A 22,392-nucleotide genomic window follows, 5' to 3' on the forward strand; every position below is an offset into this window, starting at 1 on the left:
GGTCGTTCAGGCAATGGCCGAAACGCGACACCATCAACAGCACCTTCATGCGCTCGCTGGCGTCGTGGATTGCCGCTTCCATGCCGAACGTCTCGGCAATCGGCGCGAAGCCCTTTTCGAGCACCTCCCGGCTCACGCCCTCTTCCGAAATGAAGCTGACACGAATGAAGAAGAGACCCGTTTCGAGATCGTCAAACTGTGAGCTGTCGATGATGTTGCAGCCCTGTTCGGCGAGGTAGCGGGAGATCGCCGCGACGATGCCGCGTGTTGATTTGCAGGTTACCGTCAAAACATAATTGTGCATTGTTTTCGTCCTTGCCGTCGCGTCCTTCAGCGCAGAGCCGCTGCTTTCGATTTGCGAGAAGGTTCTACTCCTGCGCATCGATTTTCTCGAGAAAATCCTCCACTTCCGCCGGCGCGATGCCAACCAGATGCGCCTTTTCCGGATAGGCGCCGGAGCGAACGTCCTCGGCATATTCGCGGAAGGCGGCGACGCGCTCCTGCTGCAGGCGGTCGAACTCGGCGGCGAAGTCGCGATAGACCTTGGCGTGGCGCGGATAATGGCCGCGGTTCTGCCCAAGCACGTCCTCCGCGAAAAGATACTGTGCGTCGCATCCGGTGCCAGCACCCATGGAGAGCATCAGCAGCGAAGTGCGCCTGGAGATCGCCGTCGCCACCTCGGCGGGCACGACCTCGATCTCGGCCGCAAAGGCGCCCGCCTCTTCGAGCGCCTTTACCTGCCGCCAGACCTCGAGCGCGCTTTCCGCAGTCTTGCCGACCGCGCGGAAGCCGCCGGTCCAGGTGGCCTTGGAGGGGATCAGCCCTACATGGCCGCAGACAGGAATGCCCTCCTCTCGCAGCCGCCTGACCGTGGAGAGACCGGCAGCGCAATAGACCGCGTCGCCGCCGGCACGCATCGCCTGGAAGGCGGCGCGCAGATACTCCTCCGCCGTGACGTAATCGCCATATTCGAGCCCGGGGAAGGCGAAGACGGAGGGTGCCGCCTCGCGGAATTCCGGTCCCAGGAGTGCCGGGGGAACGGAGACGAGGTCGATGCCGGCCTCCTCGGCGGCTTCGGCCTCGGCTAGCGTCACGACACGAAGCATGGTCAGTTGCCTCGTCCCTTTCATCGACAACAGATCGGCAACAGTCGGGCGACGGTGTTTCATCGAAACCTCCAGCGGGGTGCTTAGAGAACAGCGGGAATCGGGCGACGCTCAGGCTGCCAACAGCTTCTTGAGCTTTGTTTCGGGCGAAGCAAGCGCCGCCGGGTCGGGTCGGCTGCCTGCGGCAATGAGCATTTCGGCGAGGCGGATATCGCGCGCGACTGCATTGCCGGGGCCGACGCCGCTAGCGGCGATCAGCCGGCCATCGCCATCCAGGTGGAAGAGGACGAAGGCCCCCTCCTCCATGTCGCGCCGGACTGTCCTCGCCGCGCCGTCGGCAAGACCGGCAATCTGCAAAGTGAGATCGTATTGATCCGACCAGAACCACGGTACGCTGGAGACAGGCTCGACCCCGCCGATGAGGTTATTGGCGACGAGCGTCCCTTGTTCCTGGGCATTGCGCCAGGCTTCGAGCCGCACCCGCCGCCCGCCGTAATGCGACACCGGAAAAGAGCAGCAGTCGCCCGCGGCGAAGATATCGGGATCGGAGGTGCTGAGCCGCTCGTCGACTGCGATGCCGTTGTCAATCGCAAGACCCGCGGCCTCCGCCAGTTCGGTGTTGGGGACCGCGCCGATGCCGACGATGACCAGGTCGGCGGAAACGCCGCCGCCATCGGCGAAGAGGACACGCGCTCGGCCGCCCTCTTCTTCAAGTGCTGCGATCTTCGCGCCGCAGACGATCTCGACGCCTTCGCGCCGATGCCGCTCGGCCACGACCGCAGCGATCTCTTCCGGCACACCGCGGCTTAATACCCGCGGCAGGCCTTCGACGAGAATGACATCGGCACCGAGCTTGCGAGCGGTGGCGGCGAGTTCGAGTCCTATGAAACCGCCGCCGAGGATCGCAAGTTTACGGCCGGGGAGAAGCATTGGACGGATCGCCGCCGCGTCGGCGTGCGTCCTCAGCATGCGGATGCGTTCGGAGTTTTCCGGAGCGCCCGGAAACGCCCGCGGCCGAGCGCCGGTCGCAAGCAGCAGCCGGTCATAGCCAATCAAACGACCGTCAGCGAGCCTGACCTTCTTCTGCTCACGGTCGAGCGTCTCGACGGGTGCCTCGGTGAGCACCGTTATTCCGGCATCCTGATAGCGCTCCGCCGCCGCCACATATTGCGGGGGCTCGGCGCCCGCGAGCCCGTCCTTCGAAAGCGGCGGGCGTTCATAGGGAAGATGCGGTTCGGCGCCGATCAGCGTGATTTCGCCATCGAAGCCTTTTTCTCTCAGCGCAAACGCCGCCCGCGCGCCGCATTCACCGGCACCAACGATGACGATATGTGTCATGCCTTCTCCTCCCTCCGCCGGTTCGGCGTTAAGGCAATTTGTCGTCAGGAAATCGCGATGAAGACGCTGCCGGCCTCAACCTTCACCGGATAGGTCCGGAGGTTGACACACACGGGGGCGCCCTTGGCCTGGCCAGTCTTGTAGTTGAAGCGGCCGTTGTGCTTGGGACATTCGATGATGTCGTCCATCACCAGCCCATCGGCGAGATGAATGTGCTCGTGGGTGCAGAGCCCATCGGTCGCGAAATAATCGTCATCGGGGCTGCGATAGACGGCGAAGGTTCGCCCCTCGTGATCGAAGCGGATAACGTCTTCCTCATCGATTTCGTCGGCCGCACAGACCTCGACCCAGTTCGAGCTCATGGGTTTCCTCCCTTCAATGCAAGGTTTTGATAGACTGTCGTTTTCCACGCTCACTCAGCGGCGTGGATGACCCGGTCGTTGTGGAACTCTTCGCGATAGGGCTTTGCCGTCGGCGGCAGTTCGCGCTTCAGGAAATAGTCCTCGTTCCTGAGCTGCCTGAGGAAAGCCGCGATCATTTCGCGATAGCCGTGAAGCATGGACGGGCTCGCCGCCGGCAGGTCGTGCTTGATCATCACATGCAGCTTCGGCAGCGCGTGATAAGGCACCATCGGGAACATGTGATGCTCGACATGATAGTTCATGTTCCAGTAGATGAAGCGGCTCACCGGGTTCATATAGACCGTGCGGCTGTTCAGTCGGTGATCGGTGACGTTGTCGGCAAGCCCGCCATGCTGCAACAGGCCGGTCAACACGTGATGCCAGGCGCCATAGAGGCGCGGCAACCCGCTCAGCATCAGCGGCAAAAGAGAGCCGAGATAGATCGACAGACCGATCGTCGCGACATAGATCGCCAGCCAGATGCGGGCGACCAGGATCGCCTTCGGCTGCTCCATTTCCGGGATGAAAGTCTTTTCGGCAGCGCTGATCACGCCGAAGGCATTCCGCACCATATCGATGACAGCGTGGCAGACATCGATGATGCCGAAAAAATTGAGAACGAGCCGGAGTAGGTCCGGCGGGCGCATGACGGCGATTTCCGGGTCGCGGCCGACGATGACCGTATCGGTGTGGTGGCGGGTGTGGCTCCAGCGCCAGGTCACCGGATTGCGCATGATCATGAAACAGGCGATCTGATAGACGACATCATTCATCCACATCGTCTTGAACGCGGTGCCATGGCCGCATTCGTGCCAGCGGCTGTCGGAGGCCGAGCCGTAGAGGACGCCGTAGGCGAGGAAAAGCGGCACCGCGGCCCAAGTGCCCCAGAAATAAATGCCGAGCCCCCCGAAAAGCACCATGCTGCCGAGCCAGAGGACGGTGTCGCGAATGGCCGGGCCATCCTCGCGTTTCATCAATTCCTTCATTTGCTTGCGCGGAATCTCGGTGTGATACCACTCAGCCGCGGAAAGCCCGTTGGCGACTGCCGCTTCGGCATCGCGCCCGAGCAGGCTGTAATCTCTCTTGGTGGCAACCGTCGTCATCTCGTCCTCCCGAAGCGCACTCCCGATTGCGCCCCAAATTCGATGAAAGGAGGGTATGTTGACTTTTGACAATTCTCAATGCAGTCATGATATATTCTCTCAATTTCCATCATAGCGACGGGTTCATGCTTGAGGGGATAATTTCAGGAGGAAGCGCAATGACCAGGAGACCGACGATCGCGGATCTTGCGCGGGCGGCCGGCGTGAGCGTCGCCACGGTCGATCGGGTGTTAAACGGGCGTCATCCGGTGCGCGAGGAAACGGCGCGAAGGGTTTACGACGCGGCCAAGACGATCGGCTATCACGCCGTCGGCCTGCTTCGCCAGCGCGTATTCGAGGATCTCCCGCAATATCGTCTCGGCTTCCTCCTGCAAAAACCGCAGCAGTCTTTCTATCAGGCGGTTGCGAAAGAGATCGAGAACGCGGCGCTGTCACTGACCCATGTCCGCGCGCTCCCTCAGGTGGACTTCGTTCCGAATTCCACCCCGGCAGGCATCACCGAAAAGCTGAAGGCGATGGCGGCACGCAACCAGGCGATCGCACTTGTCGCGCCCGACTATCCAGCCGTCACGGCGGTGATAGAAGAGCTGAAGGAGCGCGGCATTCCGGTCTTCTCGCTGCTTTCCGATTTCGCAGCCGGCGTGCGTGAGGGCTATGTCGGCTTGAACAACCGCAAGGTCGGAAGAACTGCGGCCTGGATGATCGCAAAGGCGGCCAAACGCCCCGGAAAGGTGGCGGCCTTCGTCGGCAGTCATCGCTTCCACGGGCATGAACTGCGCGAGATCGCCTTTCGCTCCTATTTTCGCGAGAACGCGCCCGAATTCGAAGTGCTCGACACAATGGTCAACCTGGATACCGCCGAGATCACCCACGAGGCAACGCTTGACCTTTTGCGGCGGCATCCCGATCTCATCGGTTTCTATGTCTGCGGCGGCGGGATGGAGGGCGCAATTTCGGCGATCCGAGAGGAAAAGCTCGAGCGTAAGCTGCTGGTGGTCGTCAACGAACTCACGCCGGAGTCACGCGCAGCGCTTGCCGACGAGGCAGTCATGATGGCGATCGCAACCCCGGTTCCGGCCCTCGTGCGGGAAACCATCAATTTGATGATCGGCGCGATCGATCGGGGAGCGGCCGGTGTGCCAGGACAGACCTTCCTGGCTTTCGACATCTTCACACCGGAGAATATCTGATCTTGTCGGCGGCGATTGCTGAGTTCAAGAATGGTGTGCGACTTGAGAGAGAAAATTTATTCGCCAGTTTTGATCCCAGCTTTTTCAGAATACGAAGCCTGCCTTCCATCTAAGGGCTCTATCCAGGCCGATTCGGTTCTGCCCGTTAGATCATCGAGAAAATCCTGGCACCAGCGCGTGACATCGTGTTCCAGCAAGTGATCCATCATCGTCTTCCAGCGCTCCTTCCGTTCTTTCGGCGGCATGCTCAGCGCGCGCGCCATGGCGTTTGCGGTACCCTCCACGTCGTATGGGTTGACGAGCAGCGCGCCGTTCAGCTCGCGAGCAGCTCCGGCGAAACGGGAAAGCAGAAGCACGCCGGGATTGTCCGGATCCTGCGCGGCTACGTATTCCTTTGCGACAAGATTCATCCCATCTCGAAGCGGTGTCACGAGGCCAACTTTGCTAAGCCGGTAAAGCCCGGCAAGAATGTGGCGGCCTAAGGAGCGGTTGATATAGCGTATCGGCACCCAATCGACGGCGCCGAGCGCGCCGTTCACCCTGCCGGCCTGTTCGGCAACCATGCGCTGCATGGCTTCGTACTCCGGCACTTCGGAACGGGATTTCGGCGTGATTTGTAGATAGGTCACATGCCCATGCTGGGCCGGATTGGCCAGGATGAAGCGTTCGAAGGCGTCAATGCGCTGCGTGATCCCCTTGGAATAATCGAGGCGATCGACACCAATGATCAGACTGCGATGGCCAATGCTTTCACGCGTTCTTTTGACCGTCTTGTTGGTCGCTGCCTTTTTGGCGAATTCGGCAAAGGCTGCAGTCTCAATGCCGATTGCATAGGTGCCGCCTTTGAATATGCGGCCATAGGCGCTGAAGCGCCCTTCGCCAAGTTCGTCGCCGATGCCTTCCCGCCTGAGACAGCCGGCGAAGTTCTCAAGGTCATGATCTGTCTGAAAGCCGACGACGTCGTAGTGAGACAGGCCACGCATGATCTCCTCGTGAACGGGCATCGTGAAGAGCACATCAGCGGGCGGCCAGGGAATGTGGAGAAAGAAACCGATCCGGTTCTTCAATCCCATTTGGCGCAGCTCTGCCGCGAGAGGGATTAAGTGGTAGTCGTGCACCCAGATGACGTCATCAGGTTTGACAAGCGGGGCAAGCCTGCGGGCGAAGAAGCGGTTGACGCGAAAATACCCGGCCATTTCCTTGCGACCGTATTCGGCGAGATCAAGCCGGTAGTGGCAGATCGGCCAAAGAACCCGATTGGCAAAGCCGTGGTAATATTCCTCGACATCGGTGTCGGTCAGATCCGTCAATGCATAGGTGATGTTACCCTGCTGCAATTGTGCAAGCGCCTGCGGCTCGCGCTCTCCGCTCGATTTCCCCGACCAGCCCATCCATATGCCGCCATGCTCTTCGAGGGCGACTTTCAGCGCGACCGCCAGCCCACCGGCGGGCGCAATACCACCCTTTTCCGGAACAGGTACACGGTTGGAAACGATGATGAGACGGCCCATGCCGAACTCCCTTCATTCAAGAAGATATGTCAGGTGCTCAAAAATTCAGGAGACCAGTGCGGCGATGATGCCGCGCAGGGCCTCGGCAGAGGGAACGGAGCCGAGCGCTTCGCTCGAAGGCAAGGGCGGTCCGATGCGGATCGAGTAGCCGCCGAGTTGGTTGACCGTGCGAAACATCGCTTCGTCAGTCACGTCATCCCCGATGGCGATGGCGCGCCTCCCGGCAAAGGGTGGCTGCGCGAGAAACGCCGCGATTGCGTCACCCTTGTCGGCTCGTGCCGGACGGATTTCGATCACCATCTTGCCATGCTGGATCGCCCAGTTTGGCCCTGCTCGGATCAACGCCCGCTCGATCAGCAGTTCAAGTTGGAGTTGCCTGTCCGGTGCAAGCCGGTAGTGCGCGGCGACCGCCGCTCCCTTGTCCTCGATCAAAACCCCGGGCCAGTTGGCCGTATCGGCGACAAGATCGGCCTTCAGCCGCTCAAATTCCGTCGTGTCGGCGGCTTTGTGTACAAGGCCGTCCGGATCGCGGCGCTCGGCACCATGCAGCCCCGCGATGGGGAAATGGGCCGGCGAAAAGAGCCCGTCGGCATAGTCGAGGGCGCGACCAGTCACGAGTGCCAGAGCACCTCCGAGTTTTCTCGACAAAGCATTGAGGTTCGCAGGCAGCGAAGGCGGAACGACTACCGCGTCCGGCGTTTCGGCAAGGTCAAGCAACGTCCCATCGATATCGAGGAACAGAGCCCAGCCCCGCAGATCTGTTGTGAGAGCGGCGCGAATGAAGTCCTCTCCTGAAACCGCGTCCGGTTTCGAGGCCCCGAGAAACTGTTTCTGATGTGACATAGCCCCTATTTACATCAGAGCCGGCGATCGACCAACCCTAAGCTTCCATTTAGCAGATATTTGCTGTCCAAAGGCCGGTGCTCCAACGGGGCCAGGCGCTGGGGGATCGAGGGGCGGCATCCCGCAATGTGTGGCCATCTGAAGACCTGTTACCGAGTTTACAGCGCGCCGTTTTGCCGCCTCATGCTGATGTCGGTCTCCATCTGAAGCAGCAGGTTTTGCGCAACGCGGGTATCGCCCATTCGGAATTGAGGGCGATTGCAGCAACCGCAATTGCACCGGAAGCGAAGGCCGGATCGATTGTTGGTAGTTCCGAAGGCTCTCGCACCTTCATCAGGAAGGCCACCTCCTTCGTAATTTGCGTCATCGAATCGTATCGCGTTGTGCGGACGCGAATGACCGCTCGTTTTCAGGCTTCCAGGCGATTTCGTTGTTGTTGGACCGCATGTAACGCTCGAACTCATCAAGCGCAAATGAAGGCTGAGCGATGTCATGCCCTCGGTCATCATCTTGCTTCGCAACGCGGAGGAGGGTTGGCCTTCGGGGTAGGCAATTGCACCGCGCCTCTCTGCGATCTGTGTCGGAAGATCGGGTCGGAATGCGAGTTCCGGCGGTGAGTACAAAGGCAAACTTCCAAGGCTGAAAATATACGAGCAGCAAAGTTGGCGTGCAAAGACAAGACATAAGTTGAGCACTGTAGCAGTATACAACTGACTGGGAGGAGCTTCGCGAGGAAGTTTATCGGAGCGGCAGGAGCTCTGTTGTTCGACGCCGTTCCGCACGGGCGGTTCCTGAGGCTCCTGGTTTCAGGGATGCTCGTGCGCCGACGGAGGGCGTTACGCATTGCGCTCGATCGGTTGGTTCTGGATCCCGACTCGCCGGCGACGCTTGGTTCGAAATCAGCAAACACAGGAGTAACGCGTGTTCACTCGTACCCCTGAAAGAAAGAAACCTGATCCAATCGACATTCACATAGGCGGCCGGATCCGCATGCGCCGACTCTGGATCGAGATGACCCAGGAAGCCCTTGCCAAGGCGCTCGGGATTGCGTTCCAGCAGGTGCAGAAGTACGAGAACGGGATCAATAGGGTCGGAGCAAGCCGGCTTCAAGCGATCGCAGAAGTGCTCGATGTGGCACCCTCGTACTTCTTCGAGGACACGTCCGATCGTCATGGCGGCGAGACCACCAAGCGGAATCTGCAATGAGCTTACCGAGTTTCTGCCTGGCAAGGGGGTCTAGCCTTGAACCGGGCTTTCGACCGAATTCGCGACCGAAAGTCAGAAAGGCGGTGCTGTACCCGATTGAAGAGCTCGATGCGTGGGACAAAACGAATATGGTAACGTGCCGTGCGTCAAATCGACTCACCATGAGCAGAAGTGATAGAGCGTGACGCTCACGCACGAGCATTTTTGACCGCTGCCAATTACCGGTCCCCGCGCCTACTACGCATCAACTTAATTCGATCATTTCAATCGCTTAGGCTCTGCTATCGGCGTTATCCATCCCCAATCGACTTCTTTCTCGATTTGCAGCCTCGACGTCGGAACATCGCCCGGCCCCTCACGTTATAGGACTCACTCCGGTCTCGGATCCAGTTCAGGTGAATCGTCATACGGGAGGTTGCGTGAGCAGATCCGCGAACGAGAAGCCAGATGGCGCCCTCCTCACTCATGGTGCCGACGATTTAGCGTCGGTCACGGTCGACGACTACAATATCGGACTGCGTAGCTCTGACGGGTTCCTGGGCGACAAGGCCAACAAATACGCCTTTCAGGAGAAGCTCGACGCATGGCGCAGGCGCGTGCGCAAGGGGGGCGACGATCCACTCGGGAAGACGCCAACCGGCGATCTGTCGAAAAAGCAGATCGACGCACTTCTGAAGGGTGACGACAAGGAGGCGGCCGCCCTGATTATGGGAGCGGCTGACGATTTCGCGGGCGAGCTCGCCAGCATTCTCGCCAAATTCCTGCAACAAAAGAGCTGGAACAATACGGAGCGTGTCGTGATCGGTGGTGGCTTTGGAGGGAGCGCCGTAGGTGAACTCGCAATCGCCCGTGCAATGGTGCTGCTAAAGGCCAAGGGCACCAAGGTAGAACTTACTCCCATCGCCCACCATCCGGATGACGCAGGGCTTATCGGCGCCGCCCACCTGATGCCGACTTGGATGCTGAAGGGGCACAAGGCTATGCTCGCCGTTGATATTGGCGGCACAAATCTTCGCGTGGGCATAGTCGAGCTGCGCTTGAAAGAAGAGGCGGACCTCTCAAAGGCCAAGGTCTGGAAGTCAGACAAATGGCGACACGCGGACGACAAGCCCAATCGGACCACCGCGATCGAACGTCTCATCAGCATGATTGAAGAGCTCATCGCAAAGGCGGATAAGGCCGACCTTTTACCCGCACCCGTGATTGGAGTGGCCTGCCCCGGCGTCATCGCCGCCGATGGATCGATCGTGCGCGGCGGTCAGAACCTGCCAGGCGGCAACTGGGAAAGCGAGCACTTCAATCTGCCTGCCGCGATCAAGGAGGCCATTCCACAAATCGGCGAGGACGAAACCTTTGTGATCATGCACAACGACGCCGTCGTTCAGGGGCTTTCGCAGATCCCATTCATGCAGGACGTCTCAGGCTGGGGAGTTCTGACGATCGGCACCGGCCTGGGCAACGCGCACTTCAACAACAAGCGCGAATGATCGCTTGACGCCACGAGCGGTAGCGACTCTACGGACCGGTCATGTCGCCAAGCTCCCCCACGCGAGATCGCCTCGGTTCGAGGAACATGCGATAGAGTACACCAATCATCGAAAGGACGGCACTGGATGAACCGGAACGGGCTCTATCTCATCATCGCAGCTCTTGCTGTAGTCGCAGTCGGGCTCGGCATCTATGTTTACCGCGAGGAAAGCCAGCCGGGCGTCGAGATCAAGATTGGCCAGGACGGTATTTCGGTAAAGGAAAATTGACGAAGCTTCGAGCTGCGGGCGGATCGGCCAGCTTGTTGGCCGGCGGGAGTGGTCACTGTTTCAATCAAACAATGAAACGATATAGCCGCGCCGCGCCGTCTCGAGCTCCGCGACCAGGAAATCGATCGCCGCGAACACATCCATAGGCTGCCAGTTTTCCGGATTGCGATAAGTCGGATAGAGCCCGAGCGTTGCAGCCGTGAGTTGATCGATGGAGGGTCTCGCACCAGCGCGCCGCGCCAAGGCGGTCACGGCGCTGCCGCTTGCCCGATCGTCCGTCAGCCCCCATCCCGCGTAGAATGGCATGGCGTAGCAGCACACGGGCATCCTTCGCAACAAGGCATCGAAGCCGACCTGGCTCGACACGGTCCATACCTCGTCGACGACGTCGAGAATTGAAGCGACGGACACGCGGTCGGCCAGGAGAATGACGCCAGGTGTCCTCGCGGCACGCTCGGTCATATAGCCTTTTCGGTAGCCGGCCATGACGTCCGGGTGGGTACGCACGACACATTGCGCGCCGCTTGCCAAGGCATCGTCGAGCATCGTGTTGAAGGAGTGACGGCCGCCAAGCGCACACTCCACTGAGACATCGCCAAAAACCTGGTCGACAAGCAGGATACGCCTCCGGGTGCTCTGTTCGATCGAGGGCGGCTCGTGCGGCAGGTTGTTGTATTTCGACAGCTTGTGCTCGACCAACCGCGCGCGGATGCGCTCCCCCAGAAGATCCCAGTTCCCCCTAGCCGCCTCGGCGATCAGCAACTCCAGGCGCGACGCCTTCCCGCCGTCGACAGGAAGCGCCCGGTCGTCCACTATGATCGAGACGGGTGCGGCTCCGTCCTTGCCAAGGCCGACCGAGCGCAGGAAGCCATCTTCGAGGTGCCAATGCGGCAATCGCCGCAAGCGGGCAACAGCCATTGCGGTCTTTGCCGGAATGCGCCCACCCCACGAGACAATTCCGTCGATATCTGGGGCGAGTGTCGAGGCAAGCGGAGCCCCGCCAAAATAGTGGCCGAGCCATGGAAAGGCGCGGCGGACAAAGAACGTCGCGCCGAGCCTCGCCCCGTCCGGCGGATGCCACGTCTTGTCCACCACGTCGGATAGGCTGTCCACGGCCTTTAGCACAAACACCTCATCCAAGCACCTTATCTCAGAGCGCGCTCCGGCGCCGATCGCTTCTTCACTGTGCATTCAAGAACCAGTTTAGATCCGAAAACGCAATGGCTGAGCGGCCGAGGATTGCGCAGCCTCCGGCAATTTAGTGGAAGCATTGCCGCGCGTTGGCCACGTGTGGCACGCCGGCGGGCTCGCCCGAAGGGCATGTCACGACTTTGGGACTCGACCGTCCGGCACCTTTGATGCTTTGATATGCGCAGAACTTGGATGCAGTCAGAGGCTTAAAAAGATGGCTTACGATTGGCATGGCAGACGTTCGCGCCGCATTCAGATGATCAAGTTCCTCGGCGCCCTCTCGGTGCCGGTTATTTTGCTCGGCTCGGCAATCGCCGCAGTCGAATGGATGGGTGGCACCCTCTGACTACTAAGAACCGTCGCGTGCGGGGGGATCGCCCATCGGGAGCTGCAGCCACAAGTAGCATATCCATTTGGGTGCCATCGCTCGCACGTCGGAGGTAAGCCGTTTTGGCGAATGGCAGCCTTCCCGGCCCGGTGGTAAATCTTAGCCAGCCGTTTGGAAACGCTGACGGTCAGAGGCCTGCCCCGTCGATCGATGATCGCTGCAGGCCTCGCCCAGTCAGCGCTATTTCGTCATTGGCCGGCCATGAGCATGCCGCGCTACTCCTTCACCGCACCCGTCATCGACGAAACGTAGTAGTCGACGAAGAACGAGTAGAGAATGACGACCGGCAGCGAGCCGAACAGCGCACCCGCCATCAACGCCCCCCATTCGAACACGTCGCCGCGCACGAGTTCGGTCAAAACGCCCACCGGAACGGTCTTGTTCTCCGAAGACTGGATGAATGTCAGCGCATAGATGAATTCGTTCCAGGAGAGCGTGAAGGCGAAGATGCCTGCCGATATCAGACCGGGCACGGCGAGCGGCAGGATGATCTTGACGAGGATCTGCCAGCGCGTCGCACCGTCCACCAGTGCACTCTCCTCCAATTCGAACGGAATAGAACGGAAGTAGCCCATCAAGAGCCAGGTGCAGAAGGGGATGAGGAAGGTCGGATAGGTGAAGATCAGCGCCAGCCTGGAATCGTAGATTCCGAACTTGAAGACGATGAAGGCGAGCGGGATGAACAGGATCGACGGCGGCACCAGATAGGCAAGAAAGATCATCAGCCCAACCGGCCGCGAGCCGGTGAAGCGCACCCGCTCGATCGCGTAAGCCGCGAACACCGAGGCCGCAAGCGAGAGTATCGTGGAGCCGACTGCAACGAGCATCGTGTTCCACAGCCAGCCCGGATAAGACGTCTCGAAGAACAGATACTTGATGTGTTCGAGCGTCGGTCCGACGACCCAGAATGGGCTGTAGTTATTATAATCGGTCAGTTGCGAATTCGGCTTCACCGCCGTGATCGCCATCCAGTAGAACGGAAACAGGAGGACGAAGACGAAGACCGCCATCGGCAGGTAGAGAACCACGATCCGGCGCGGCAGCCGGTTGAGGTAGCTCATCCCCTCCGCATGGTCGGTAAGGACGTCGTCCGGGATTTTCGCGGTGGTGTTCACGGCATGCCTCCTATCAATCCTGGCCGCCCTGCTGCCATTTGCGGCGCTGCAGTCCGAAGAAGCTGAACATGATCGCGGCAAGCAGGAAGGGAATCATGGCAACAGCGATCGCCGCCCCCTCGCCGAGCTGACCGCCCGGAATGCCGCGCTGGAAGGAAAGCGTCGCCATCAGATGGGTCGCGTTCACCGGCCCGCCCTTGGTCAGCACGTAGATGAGCTGGAAATCGGTGAAGGTGAAGAGAACCGAGAAGGTCATGACGACGGCGATGATCGGCGTCAGCATCGGCAAGGTCACATAGCGGAAGCGCTGCCAGTTGGTCGCGCCGTCGAGCGAGGCTGCCTCCTGCAGCGAAGCCGGTATCGTCTGCAGCCCCGCAAGCAGCGAGATGGCGACGAACGGAATGCCGCGCCAGACGTTGGCGGCGATGACTGAAATCCGGGCATTGGTCGGATCGCCGAGGAAGTTGATCGGTCCGTCGATGAGGCCTAGCTGCATCAGCGACCAGGAGATGATCGAGAACTGCGAATCGTAGATCCACCAGAAGGCAAGCGCCGAAAGCACTGTCGGTACAACCCAAGGAAGCAGCACGATCGCCCGGAAAAATGACTTGAACGGCAGGTTTTCGTTAAGCAGGAGAGCAAGCCACAGGCCAAGCCCGAACTTCAGGATCGAGGCGACCGAGGTGTAGAGCAGCGTGTTGAAGACCGAGAGCCAGAAGACCGAGTCCTCGGCAAGGAAGACATAGTTCTCAAGCCCGATGAAGATGCCGTCGCGGCCGATGCGCGTGTCTGTGAAACCGAGCCAGACGCCGAGCCCGAGCGGATAGGTGAGAAAGCAGACGAGGAACACAGCTGCCGGCAGCATGAACAGGAAGCCGAGCACGTTGTTGTTCTGCATGAGCGAAGCCATGACGGATGGCTGCTTTCCGGATGGTGCTGTGGGCATCGAACTTCTCCCGCGGAAGATCTCGCAGTTTAGCGCCGGCAATGTTTCGTCGGCGCCTTTCCGGTGTTGGGCGGCCCGATCAAGAGCCGCCCAAGATGGCTAGACGCGATAGTAACGGTTTGCCCGCCGTTCGGCCTCGACAACGGCGTCTTCCGGCGTCATCTGCCCGGTGACTGCCGTCGCGAACATGTCGACCAGCACGTAATCCGCCATGACGCCGGCCGAGGCATAGCCGAGTGGTCCGGCGTAACCGTTCGGACGCAACGTTTCCGAAGCGCGCGCATAGGGCGCGTGGATCGGATCTGACGTCCAGACCGGGTTGTTGGCGAAGGCCTTCAGCGGCTGGCAGCAATAGGCGCTGGAGCCTTGGATCCAGGCATTCATCTGGTCGGCTTCCATCATGAACTTGATGTAGGCCTTTGCCGCCTCCGGATATTTGGTGTGGCTGAAGAGCAGCAGCGAACTCGTCTGGTGCAGTTCGACGCTCTGGCCAACCGGGCCGACGGGGAAGTTGGTGGTGCGGATGTCGGCGGCCAGTTCCGCGAGCGCCTGGTCCTTCTTTGCCGCATAATAGAGCGAGACGCCGTTGGCTGTGAGCGACACTTGTCCGGCGAGGAAGGCGCGGTTGTTGTTGATGTCGAGCCAGCTTTCGGTGCCCGGAATGAAAGTCTCGTAGAGCGCCTTGGCATAGTTGATCGCTGCGAGCGTCTCCGGGCTGTTGATCGTGACCTTGCCGCTCTCGTCGACCATCTTGCCGCCATGGCTCCAGAGCAGCCAGTGGGCGTAGTTGTTGCCGTCGCCCACAGCCTTGCCATGCGGGAAGCCGGCCGGCGTTCCCTTGGCTTTCATGGCCTTGCAGAGTTCGAGGAAGCCCGCCGTGTCCTTCGGGAATTCGCTGAAGCCTGCCGCCTTCATGTGGCTGTCCCGATAGCAGATGGCGTTGCCGATCGCCGTCAGCGGCATGGCGATGAACTGGTCGCCGCGGCTTGCATAGCCCTTCACGCCGTCGTACCAGCCGCCATATTTGCCGCCGAGATAGTTCGCCAGTTCCGTCAGGTCGACGAGCTTGTCCGGGTATTGGTGCGCATCGTCGAACCAGCACATCACCATGTCGGGACCCGAGCCGACATTCGCGGCGACCGCGGCCTTCGGACGGATATCTTCCCAGCTTTCCTTGTCGATGCGCACCTGAACACCGGTCGCTTCGGTGAACTTCGCCGTATTGGCGAGCCAGGCATCCTCGTCGCCCTTGACGAAAGGTGTCCAGCGCAGAAGCCGCAGGCTCGCGCCTTCCTCCGGCTTGTAGCTCGGCTCAGCGGCTTGCGCGAAGGACGGCCGGATGCCGAGTGGCGAAAGGCCGGCGACACCGGCGAGAGCAGCGGAGGCTGCGAGAAAGTCACGTCTCTTTATTGGCATGATACTCCTCCTTGAAAAGCGGGAGCACGTCCTTCCCGGCATTCACCGTCCCGCTTGGCGAATGCGGCGGCAATGATGCCCAGCCCCTGCCGGACATCTCCGCGCGATCAAGACCGGAGGCTCCTCTTCCCCCGGGCTGCCTCTCCGCGCAGCATCAATCGAACAAGCGTCGTCCGCTCTCGGCGTCGAACAGGTGAACATGCGCGGCATCGATCGAAAGACGGATCGTCTCGCCGGGCCTGGCGGTCACCCTTTCACGGAAGACGCAGGTGACATCGTTGCCGCCGAGCCGGACGATCATCTGCGTCTCGTAGCCGGTCGGTTCGATCACCACGATCTCGGCGGGCAGGCCGTTCGGGTCCAAGGCCATGTATTCGGGCCTGAGACCATAGACGAGCTCGCGTCCGCTTGCGGCGGCGGCCGGACGCGCCACCGGCAGCGCCGTGCCGTCCTGCGTGAGGAATGCGTTGGCATTGGCCGGATCGAGCCTGCCCTTGAGCATGTTCATCGCCGGCGAGCCGATGAAGCCGGCGACAAAGAGATTGGCCGGGTTGTCATAGAGATCGAGCGGTGCGCCGATCTGCTCGACGATGCCGTCATGCATGACGACGATCTTGTCGGCCATCGTCATCGCCTCGATCTGATCGTGAGTGACGTAGACGGTGGTGGTTTTCAGGCGCTGATGCAGTTCCTTGATCTCTGCGCGCATGGCCACGCGCAGTTTCGCATCGAGGTTCGAAAGCGGTTCGTCGAAGAGAAAAACTTGCGGGTCGCGCACGATCGCCCGGCCCATGGCGACGCGCTGGCGTTGGCCGCCGGAAAGCTGGCGCGGGTAGCGATCGAGCAGCTTCGACAGGCCGAGGATCTCCGCCGCCGCGCCGACGCGCTTGTCGATATCCGCCTTGGACGAACCGGCGAGCATCAGCGAGAAGGCCATGTTGTCGGCGACCGTCATATGCGGATAGAGCGCATAGTTCTGGAACACCATGGCAATGTCGCGGTCCTTCGGCGGCAGCGAATTCACGACCCGGTCGCCAATGCGGATTTCGCCCGCGGAGATGTTTTCAAGTCCCGCCAGCATCCGCAGCAGCGTGGATTTTCCGCAGCCGGAAGGACCGACGAGAATGACGAATTCGCCGTCCTCGATTTCGATGTTCACGCCTTTGATGACGGGAAAGGCACCGAACGATTTTCTGACATCGACGAAGTCTACGGCTGCCATATGCGTTCCTCCCAGGATCTGCCCATGGTCGCGCGGTCCGGTCGTTCCCCTCCCCGTGCTCACGCGACCTCTTGAATTCTCCTATCCCCTGCCGACCAACGGCATTTTCGTCGCCATGACGGTCATGGTCAGCACGTTGGCCGTCAGCGGCAGGCTCGCCATGTAGACGACGGCCTCGGCGACATGCGCGACGGGAATGGTCGGCTCGGCCGCGATCTCGCCATTGGCCTGCATCACGCCCGTGCTCATCTTTTGCGTCATGTCGGTCGCCGCATTGCCGATATCGATCTGGCCGCATGCGATGTCATGAACTCGTCCATCGAGCGCCGTGGATTTCGTCAGACCCGTGATCGCGTGTTTGGTCGCGGTATAGGGGGCGGAATTCGGCCTCGGGGTGCTCGCGGAAATCGAGCCGTTGTTGATGATCCTTCCGCCGCGCGGCTCCTGCGCCTTCATCAGCCGGAATGCCTGCTGCGTGCAGAGGAAGGCTCCCGTCAGGTTCGCCGCGACGATGGCGCTCCATTGTTCGAAGGTCACCTCTTCCAGCGGAACCGGCGGCACATTCGTGCCGGCATTGTTGACGAGCAGATCAAGCCGGCCGAACTCTGCCCGCACCGCATCGAAGAGGTCCTTGACCTCGCCCGGGTCGCCGACATCGCAGGCAACCGCCCGAACAACGCCACCGCTCTCCGCCGCAATCTCTCTCGCGGCTGCGGCCAGCACGTCCGACCGGCGGCCGGTGATGACGACCACGTAGCCTTCATTGCTCAGCGCTTGCGCAATACCGCGCCCAACGCCTGTGCCGCCGCCCGTCACCAGCGCGATCTTGCCTTCGCCAGTTCTCATGCCTCGAGCCATGTCAGATCTTTCCTCCGAGTTCGTCCTCGATGTGGATCCGGATGATCTCGTCGAAATTGCTTTCTGCCGTAAAACCGAGCTCGCGCGCGCGCCGGGCGTCGAAATCAGTGGCCCAGCCGGCGACGATCGAGGAGATGACGGGATCCGGTTCGCGGCGGATAAGGCGCACGGCCTTCTCGCCGGCAACTCGCCCGAGGGCCGCGATTTCCTCGCCGACCAGCGCCGACAGGCCCGGCATGGTCAGGTTGCGCCGTGGCCCGATCTTCGCAGTGTCCATGCGCGCTGCATGGACGAAGAAACCGACCGCCGAGCGCGGGCTTGCGAACCAATGGCGGACATTCTCGTCCACCGGCAACACCGCCTCCTGCCCGACGAGCGGCTCGCGCAGAATGTTCGAGAAGAAGCCTGACGCCGCCTTGTTGGGCTTGCCCGGCCGGATGCAGATGGTCGGCAGGCGGATACCGATGCCGTCGAAGATGCCGCGCCGCGTATAGTCGGCGAGCAGCAATTCGCAGATGGCTTTCTGCGTGCCGTAGCTCGTCAGCGGCGTCGTGAAGAATTCGTCGCCGATCTTTTCCGGGAAAGGCTGGCCGAAGACGGCAATCGACGAGGCGAAGAGCAGGCGTGGGAAATAGGCTTCGTTGCGGCTTTCATGGCGAATAGCCTCGAAGAGCGCTCGCGTGCCGTCGAGATTGACGCGGTAGCCTTTGTCGAAATCCGCCTCCGCCTCGCCGGAGACGATCGCCGCCAGATGGAAGATCACGTCAGGTCGCGATGCTATGAGCCGCGCCGCTATCCCTTCCGACGACAGGTCGAGCGCGAGCGTCTTCGAAATCGAGGCAAGCCCAGGCGGAACCGACGGCTCGATGACGTCCGCGAGCGTCAGCTTGGCGACTTCGTAGCCGAGAGCGTCCGGCTCAGCGGCGAGTTTCTCGACCAGTTTGCGGCCAATCATTCCGGCCGCACCTATGACCATGACATGCATTCGCAGCGAACCTCCCGTTCGATCCCCGAAACCTTCCGGGTTCAGCGTGTCTTTGCACCCTTGCCCATGCTTCTTTCCGCTCGTCCGACCTCTGCGAGCAGTTCCTTCGTCGTCTCGTAGATTCGCATGAGATGATGGCGAAACGCCGCGACGACCGCTTCGCGGTCGCGCCGTGCAAGCGCTTCCACGATGTCACTGTGATCCTTGTAGCTCGCCCCTATCGCACCGGGTCGCGACATCGCGCTTCGCCGGTAATTCATCATGTAGGTGTAGAGGTCGGTGACGAAATCGGAGAGCAACGGATTGCCGCACGCCCGATAGATCGCGACGTGAAATTCGCGGTCGCAGATCAGGAAGCGCATGGCGTCGTCTCCGCCGAGGCGCTGCGCTTCGAGGAGGGTCTCCAGCTTGCGCAACGTGTCCTCGTCGATGTTTTCGGCAGCGTCGCCAACGACCTTCAACTCGATGTGGAGCCTTGCGGCATGGACTGCCTCGAGATCATAGCTGTCGATGGCGTTTGGCGAGGCGATCGTCACGGTCACGTCGCTGAGATCGACATTGGCGACCCGACTGCGGCTGCCTTGCGAGACCTCGATGATTCCGCGCGCCGCAAGCGTCTGGATCGCGCCGCGCACCGTCTCACGGCTGACATGGAGCACGTTGGCGAGTTCCCGCTCGCCGGGAAGTTCGTCGCCCGGACGCAGCATGTTGGTCGCGACGAGAACCATCAGCTTGTCGGCAATCACGTCACGCGCGGTGCGGCGTTCGAGGCTCCGCCCGACTTTCGGCATTTGCGTGAGTATGGGACTGCCGTTCACTGCGTCACGCCTCCGACTGATCTACTGGTTGGTCCACCGGATCAGTAATACAAATAGACATCTCAAATGAGGACGCGGTCAAGGTCAGTTCGTCGCGGCACCGCACCAAAAATGCGTGTGCTTCTTGTGCGGCGCATAACAGTTCGCATGACCTTCCGGCCAAGACCGGCTTCCGACCACTCAGTCGTTATCATGCCCTTCATGACCATCAAGGGACGGCAGGTCGAGCCCGAAGGTTCTCGCAAGATCAGCGACCTGCTCCGGACTGAGATAGCGCGGATTGAGATTGCGCAGAAGCAGATAGAGCTTCGCCGTTTCCTCGAGTTCCTCGGTGGCGAAAACCGCCGCCTCCAGGGTGCCGCCCGCCACCACTGGACCGTGATTGGCAAGCAGCACCGAGGAGTACTTGCCTGCAAGTCCACGGATCGCATCGGCAACCGCCGGGTCGCCGGGGCGATAGTAGGGCACGAGGGCGGTTTCACCAGCGCGCATCAGATAATAGGGCGTCATCGGCGGCAGTGCGGCGCGCGGATCGATCTCCGGCAGCATGGTGAGCGCCACCGCATGTGTGGAATGGAGGTGGACGATCGCGCGGGCGCTGCCGCGCGACTCGTAAAGGGCGGAGTGAAGGGGAATTTCCTTGGTCGGCTTGTCTCCGGAGACGAGTCGTCCCGCGGCGTCGAGGCGGGAAATGCGGGCGGGATCGAGAAAGCCGAGCGAAGCATTGGTGGGCGTCACCAGCCAGCCGCCATCATCGAGCCTGACCGAAATATTGCCCGACGAACCGGGCGTCAGGCCCCGCTCGAAAAGCGATCGCCCGTATCGGCAGATTTCCTCGCGCAGGCGGTTCTCGGACATGGCAATCCCTTTCTGTCAGGCGGTCGCCCCTTCGATCAACTCAAAGCCGAGGTCGACGACCTGCGACGGTGCATCCGCGACAACGAGTTCCGCCGCCACCTGCCCGGTCACAACCCGGGGCGTGCGGATGGTCGAGAGCGGCTGCGGTGTAACCCGGCCAATGTCGAGGCCGTTATGGCCGAAAAGTGCCAGGCGCGCGGGGATCGGAATACCGTGCGCCAGACAATGGAAATAGCCGCCAAGCGCCATATCATCGTTCGAGAAATAGACTGCATCGAGGTCGGGCGTCCTCGCGAGCAGCCGCTCCAGCCCCGATCGTCCGCTTTCCACCGAGGAGGCGCCGGCGTGAATTTCACGGTCGACGAGCGGAACCCCGGCGGCGCCGAGCGTCTCTCGGAAGCCGGCAAAGCGCTTCGCGGCGCGGGTGTCACGGTCGGGATCATGGCCGACATAGCCGATCCGGCGATAACCGCGTCTCAACAGAAAATCGGCCGAGGCGGCTCCAGCCGCCCGGTTCGAAAAGCCGACGGCAAGGTCCAGTGCCGTACCGTCGAGATCAAGCAATTCCACCACACGGCAGCCGCTCGCCCGCAGCATCTTCACCGTGCTCTCGGTGTGCTCGAAGCCGGCCAGCATTACCGCCGTCGGCCGCCAGGCAAGCATCGCGGCAACCAGCGCCTCCTCCTTTTCCGGATCGTAATCGGTCACGGAAAAAACGGCCTGGTGCTGGCTTTCCTCCAATATACCGCTCGCGCCGCGCAACACATCGGCGAACACGATGTTCGTCAGCGACGGAATGACCAGCGCGACGAGACGCGATCCGGCGGAAGCCAGCGTCCCGGCGATCCGGTTCGGAACGTAGCCAAGCCGTTCGACCGCTTCCATCACCCGGTCCCGCGTCTTGCGCGAGAACGAGCCATGGTTTCGCAGAACGCGCGAAACCGTGCTCTCGCCGACGCCGGCCGCTTCGGCGACCTTCGCAAGCGTCACCATGGTCTGGTACCTGGTTTCCGGGTTCACGTTCAAAGCGTGCCTTCCAGCAAGATTGCCGCCTTGCATTTCTTGCCCAAATCAATAGCAAGATTTTTTGGCAGCGCTACCAATTTCAGTTTGGCAGCGCTGCCAAAACGAACTAAAAAGAGCTGCCGGCACCGAAACAGGCAACCGGAATATCGCAACCTCCTACCTCGATTGGGGCATGTCGCCATGTCATCGCACGCAGAAAATACCGCACTTGCCGCCGTGATCGGCCTCGGCTCGATGGGGTTCGGCATGGCCCGGTCGATGAAACATGCGGGCCTCGAAGTTGTCGGCTACGATATCATGCCAGCTGCGGTCGAACGGTTCGTCGCCGAAGGCGGCCGCGGCGCGGACACGGCCGCCGAAGCGGCGCGGGGGGCCGATATCATCGTCTCCGTGGTCGTCAACGCTGCGCAGACCGAGGCAATATTGTTCGGCCCCGAAGGAATCGCCGGTGCGATCAAGCCTGGCGCGGTGTTCGTTTCCTCGGCAACGATGGATCCGGCCGTCGCAAGGGACCTGTCACAACGGGCCGAGGCGCTTGGGTTCCACTACCTTGACGCGCCGATTTCCGGGGGTGCGGCAAAGGCGGCCAGCGGCGAACTGACAATCATGGCGTCCGGTTCGAAAGCCGCCTTCGAAACAGCACGCCCGGCCCTCGAGGCCATGGCGGCCAAGGTCTACGAACTGGGAGACACGGCGGGGACCGGAGCCGCCTTCAAGATGATCAACCAGCTTCTTGCCGGCGTCCACATCGCGGCCGCCTGCGAAGCGATAAGCTTCGCCGCCAAACAGGGGCTCGATCTCGGCAAGGTCTACGAGGTGATCACCGCATCCGCCGGCAATTCCTGGATGTTCGAAAACCGCGTGCCGCATGTGCTTGCCGGAGACTATACGCCCCGGAGCGCCATCGAGATCTTCGTCAAGGATCTCGGCATCGTCCAGGACATGGCCCGGTCGGAGCGCTACCCAGTGCCGCTCGCGGCCGCGGCGCTGCAGATGTATCTTGCCGCTGCCGGCGCGGGCATGGGACGCGACGACGATGCCTCCCTCGCCCGGCTCTACGCCCAGCTTTCAGGCGCGGCGCTGCCCGGCTCCAACTCAGAGAACGAATAGGACG

General features: G+C 61.3%; 23 protein-coding genes. 6 read left to right on the forward strand and 17 right to left on the reverse strand.

Annotated elements, in window-relative coordinates; genetic code table 11:
• The 5 genes from ILFOPFJJ_RS15875 to ILFOPFJJ_RS15895 form a co-directional block, all read right to left on the reverse strand.
• Positions 1 to 304: ACT domain-containing protein (locus ILFOPFJJ_RS15875; RefSeq protein WP_173511540.1), on the reverse strand; the 304-nt coding region annotated here is incomplete at its 3' end.
• Between the two features lie 64 nt (positions 305 to 368).
• A complete protein-coding gene (locus ILFOPFJJ_RS15880; protein ID WP_173511541.1) occupies positions 369 to 1,169 on the reverse strand; it encodes a 3-methyl-2-oxobutanoate hydroxymethyltransferase in 801 nt (266 codons plus the stop codon).
• Between the two features lie 48 nt (positions 1,170 to 1,217).
• Complete coding sequence (locus ILFOPFJJ_RS15885; protein ID WP_173511542.1) at positions 1,218 to 2,444, reverse strand: NAD(P)/FAD-dependent oxidoreductase; 1,227 nt, start codon at positions 2,442 to 2,444, stop codon at positions 1,218 to 1,220.
• Positions 2,445 to 2,488: 44 nt separating this feature from the next.
• Positions 2,489 to 2,806, reverse strand: coding sequence for a MocE family 2Fe-2S type ferredoxin (locus ILFOPFJJ_RS15890; RefSeq protein WP_173511543.1), 318 nt, complete (start codon positions 2,804 to 2,806; stop codon positions 2,489 to 2,491).
• Positions 2,807 to 2,856: 50 nt separating this feature from the next.
• The gene (locus tag ILFOPFJJ_RS15895) at positions 2,857 to 3,948 is read right to left on the reverse strand and encodes a fatty acid desaturase family protein (protein ID WP_173511544.1); all 1,092 of its coding nucleotides are present in this window, start codon (positions 3,946 to 3,948) and stop codon (positions 2,857 to 2,859) included.
• A gap of 158 nt (positions 3,949 to 4,106) precedes the next feature.
• Between ILFOPFJJ_RS15895 and ILFOPFJJ_RS15900 the strand changes: the two genes are divergently transcribed.
• On the forward strand, positions 4,107 to 5,138 hold the full coding sequence (locus tag ILFOPFJJ_RS15900; protein WP_173511545.1) for a LacI family DNA-binding transcriptional regulator: 1,032 nt from the start codon (positions 4,107 to 4,109) through the stop codon (positions 5,136 to 5,138).
• 56 nt (positions 5,139 to 5,194) lie between these two features.
• Here the strand turns inward: ILFOPFJJ_RS15900 and otsA are convergent, their stop codons facing one another.
• Together otsA and otsB are read right to left on the reverse strand one after the other, a co-directional pair.
• Entirely contained in the window at positions 5,195 to 6,649 is a 1,455-nt protein-coding gene (gene otsA / locus ILFOPFJJ_RS15905) for an alpha,alpha-trehalose-phosphate synthase (UDP-forming) (protein ID WP_173511546.1), read from the reverse strand.
• Positions 6,650 to 6,694: 45 nt separating this feature from the next.
• Positions 6,695 to 7,492: a trehalose-phosphatase gene (gene otsB, locus ILFOPFJJ_RS15910; RefSeq protein ID WP_173511547.1), complete on the reverse strand. Its 798-nt coding sequence runs from the start codon at positions 7,490 to 7,492 to the stop codon at positions 6,695 to 6,697.
• A 921-nt stretch (positions 7,493 to 8,413) separates the two neighbouring features.
• On the opposite strand from otsB, the gene ILFOPFJJ_RS35075 reads away from it, so the two are divergent.
• From ILFOPFJJ_RS35075 to ILFOPFJJ_RS15925, 3 genes are all read left to right on the forward strand, one after another.
• A complete protein-coding gene (locus ILFOPFJJ_RS35075; RefSeq protein WP_376741424.1) occupies positions 8,414 to 8,698 on the forward strand; it encodes a helix-turn-helix domain-containing protein in 285 nt (94 codons plus the stop codon).
• A gap of 419 nt (positions 8,699 to 9,117) precedes the next feature.
• Positions 9,118 to 10,185, forward strand: a complete 1,068-nt coding sequence (locus tag ILFOPFJJ_RS15920; RefSeq protein ID WP_173511548.1) for an ROK family protein — start codon at positions 9,118 to 9,120, stop codon at positions 10,183 to 10,185.
• 126 nt (positions 10,186 to 10,311) lie between these two features.
• The gene (locus ILFOPFJJ_RS15925; RefSeq protein WP_173511549.1) at positions 10,312 to 10,455 is read left to right on the forward strand and encodes a hypothetical protein; all 144 of its coding nucleotides are present in this window, start codon (positions 10,312 to 10,314) and stop codon (positions 10,453 to 10,455) included.
• 60 nt (positions 10,456 to 10,515) lie between these two features.
• Here the strand turns inward: ILFOPFJJ_RS15925 and ILFOPFJJ_RS15930 are convergent, their stop codons facing one another.
• Positions 10,516 to 11,568 (reverse strand): capsular polysaccharide export protein, LipB/KpsS family, encoded by a 1,053-nt coding sequence (locus ILFOPFJJ_RS15930; RefSeq protein ID WP_173512463.1) that lies wholly within the window; start codon positions 11,566 to 11,568, stop codon positions 10,516 to 10,518.
• A gap of 292 nt (positions 11,569 to 11,860) precedes the next feature.
• Here ILFOPFJJ_RS15930 and ILFOPFJJ_RS35990 point away from each other — a divergent pair, with 292 nt between their 5' ends.
• On the forward strand, positions 11,861 to 11,992 hold the full coding sequence (locus ILFOPFJJ_RS35990) for a hypothetical protein (RefSeq protein WP_282438641.1): 132 nt from the start codon (positions 11,861 to 11,863) through the stop codon (positions 11,990 to 11,992).
• A 257-nt stretch (positions 11,993 to 12,249) separates the two neighbouring features.
• Here the strand turns inward: ILFOPFJJ_RS35990 and ILFOPFJJ_RS15935 are convergent, their stop codons facing one another.
• The 9 genes from ILFOPFJJ_RS15935 to ILFOPFJJ_RS15975 form a co-directional block, all read right to left on the reverse strand.
• Entirely contained in the window at positions 12,250 to 13,095 is an 846-nt protein-coding gene (locus tag ILFOPFJJ_RS15935; protein ID WP_210267491.1) for a carbohydrate ABC transporter permease, read from the reverse strand.
• Positions 13,096 to 13,162: 67 nt separating this feature from the next.
• On the reverse strand, positions 13,163 to 14,095 hold the full coding sequence (locus ILFOPFJJ_RS15940) for a carbohydrate ABC transporter permease (protein ID WP_173511551.1): 933 nt from the start codon (positions 14,093 to 14,095) through the stop codon (positions 13,163 to 13,165).
• A 99-nt stretch (positions 14,096 to 14,194) separates the two neighbouring features.
• Complete coding sequence (locus ILFOPFJJ_RS15945; RefSeq protein WP_173511552.1) at positions 14,195 to 15,511, reverse strand: ABC transporter substrate-binding protein; 1,317 nt, start codon at positions 15,509 to 15,511, stop codon at positions 14,195 to 14,197.
• Positions 15,512 to 15,665: 154 nt separating this feature from the next.
• On the reverse strand, positions 15,666 to 16,733 hold the full coding sequence (locus ILFOPFJJ_RS15950) for an ABC transporter ATP-binding protein (protein WP_173511553.1): 1,068 nt from the start codon (positions 16,731 to 16,733) through the stop codon (positions 15,666 to 15,668).
• An 81-nt stretch (positions 16,734 to 16,814) separates the two neighbouring features.
• Positions 16,815 to 17,591 carry an SDR family oxidoreductase gene (locus tag ILFOPFJJ_RS15955; RefSeq protein ID WP_173511554.1) on the reverse strand — a complete coding sequence of 259 codons (777 nt, stop codon included), beginning with the start codon at positions 17,589 to 17,591 and terminating at the stop codon, positions 16,815 to 16,817.
• 1 nt (position 17,592) lies between these two features.
• The gene (gene denD, locus ILFOPFJJ_RS15960; RefSeq protein WP_173511555.1) at positions 17,593 to 18,576 is read right to left on the reverse strand and encodes a D-erythronate dehydrogenase; all 984 of its coding nucleotides are present in this window, start codon (positions 18,574 to 18,576) and stop codon (positions 17,593 to 17,595) included.
• Between the two features lie 41 nt (positions 18,577 to 18,617).
• Positions 18,618 to 19,394 carry an FCD domain-containing protein gene (locus ILFOPFJJ_RS15965; RefSeq protein WP_173511556.1) on the reverse strand — a complete coding sequence of 259 codons (777 nt, stop codon included), beginning with the start codon at positions 19,392 to 19,394 and terminating at the stop codon, positions 18,618 to 18,620.
• Between the two features lie 180 nt (positions 19,395 to 19,574).
• Positions 19,575 to 20,252, reverse strand: coding sequence for a 3-oxo-tetronate 4-phosphate decarboxylase (otnC, locus tag ILFOPFJJ_RS15970; protein ID WP_173511557.1), 678 nt, complete (start codon positions 20,250 to 20,252; stop codon positions 19,575 to 19,577).
• A gap of 15 nt (positions 20,253 to 20,267) precedes the next feature.
• Positions 20,268 to 21,311: a LacI family DNA-binding transcriptional regulator gene (locus ILFOPFJJ_RS15975; protein ID WP_173511558.1), complete on the reverse strand. Its 1,044-nt coding sequence runs from the start codon at positions 21,309 to 21,311 to the stop codon at positions 20,268 to 20,270.
• Positions 21,312 to 21,458: 147 nt separating this feature from the next.
• Between ILFOPFJJ_RS15975 and ltnD the strand changes: the two genes are divergently transcribed.
• Positions 21,459 to 22,388 carry an L-threonate dehydrogenase gene (gene ltnD / locus ILFOPFJJ_RS15980; protein ID WP_173511559.1) on the forward strand — a complete coding sequence of 310 codons (930 nt, stop codon included), beginning with the start codon at positions 21,459 to 21,461 and terminating at the stop codon, positions 22,386 to 22,388.
• Positions 22,389 to 22,392: the final 4 nt, after the last annotated feature.

Source organism: Sinorhizobium psoraleae (assembly GCF_013283645.1).
Lineage (GTDB): Bacteria > Pseudomonadota > Alphaproteobacteria > Rhizobiales > Rhizobiaceae > Sinorhizobium > Sinorhizobium psoraleae.

What these genes read in the sequence shown, in the direction of transcription:
- ILFOPFJJ_RS15880 (WP_173511541.1), bottom strand. Translation starts at nt 1,169, where the DNA reads ATGAAACACCGTCGCCCGACTGTTGCCGATCTGTTGTCGATGAAAGGG.
- ILFOPFJJ_RS15885 (WP_173511542.1), bottom strand. Translation starts at nt 2,444, where the DNA reads ATGACACATATCGTCATCGTTGGTGCCGGTGAATGCGGCGCGCGGGCG.
- ILFOPFJJ_RS15890 (WP_173511543.1), bottom strand. Translation starts at nt 2,806, where the DNA reads ATGAGCTCGAACTGGGTCGAGGTCTGTGCGGCCGACGAAATCGATGAG.
- ILFOPFJJ_RS15895 (WP_173511544.1), bottom strand. Translation starts at nt 3,948, where the DNA reads ATGACGACGGTTGCCACCAAGAGAGATTACAGCCTGCTCGGGCGCGAT.
- ILFOPFJJ_RS15900 (WP_173511545.1), top strand. Translation starts at nt 4,107, where the DNA reads ATGACCAGGAGACCGACGATCGCGGATCTTGCGCGGGCGGCCGGCGTG.
- otsA (WP_173511546.1), bottom strand. Translation starts at nt 6,649, where the DNA reads ATGGGCCGTCTCATCATCGTTTCCAACCGTGTACCTGTTCCGGAAAAG.
- otsB (WP_173511547.1), bottom strand. Translation starts at nt 7,492, where the DNA reads ATGTCACATCAGAAACAGTTTCTCGGGGCCTCGAAACCGGACGCGGTT.
- ILFOPFJJ_RS15925 (WP_173511549.1), top strand. Translation starts at nt 10,312, where the DNA reads ATGAACCGGAACGGGCTCTATCTCATCATCGCAGCTCTTGCTGTAGTC.
- ILFOPFJJ_RS35990 (WP_282438641.1), top strand. Translation starts at nt 11,861, where the DNA reads ATGGCTTACGATTGGCATGGCAGACGTTCGCGCCGCATTCAGATGATC.
- ILFOPFJJ_RS15935 (WP_210267491.1), bottom strand. Translation starts at nt 13,095, where the DNA reads ATGAGCTACCTCAACCGGCTGCCGCGCCGGATCGTGGTTCTCTACCTG.
- ILFOPFJJ_RS15940 (WP_173511551.1), bottom strand. Translation starts at nt 14,095, where the DNA reads ATGCCCACAGCACCATCCGGAAAGCAGCCATCCGTCATGGCTTCGCTC.
- ILFOPFJJ_RS15945 (WP_173511552.1), bottom strand. Translation starts at nt 15,511, where the DNA reads ATGCCAATAAAGAGACGTGACTTTCTCGCAGCCTCCGCTGCTCTCGCC.
- ILFOPFJJ_RS15950 (WP_173511553.1), bottom strand. Translation starts at nt 16,733, where the DNA reads ATGGCAGCCGTAGACTTCGTCGATGTCAGAAAATCGTTCGGTGCCTTT.
- ILFOPFJJ_RS15955 (WP_173511554.1), bottom strand. Translation starts at nt 17,591, where the DNA reads ATGGCTCGAGGCATGAGAACTGGCGAAGGCAAGATCGCGCTGGTGACG.
- denD (WP_173511555.1), bottom strand. Translation starts at nt 18,576, where the DNA reads ATGCATGTCATGGTCATAGGTGCGGCCGGAATGATTGGCCGCAAACTG.
- otnC (WP_173511557.1), bottom strand. Translation starts at nt 20,252, where the DNA reads ATGTCCGAGAACCGCCTGCGCGAGGAAATCTGCCGATACGGGCGATCG.
- ILFOPFJJ_RS15975 (WP_173511558.1), bottom strand. Translation starts at nt 21,311, where the DNA reads ATGCAAGGCGGCAATCTTGCTGGAAGGCACGCTTTGAACGTGAACCCG.
- ltnD (WP_173511559.1), top strand. Translation starts at nt 21,459, where the DNA reads ATGTCATCGCACGCAGAAAATACCGCACTTGCCGCCGTGATCGGCCTC.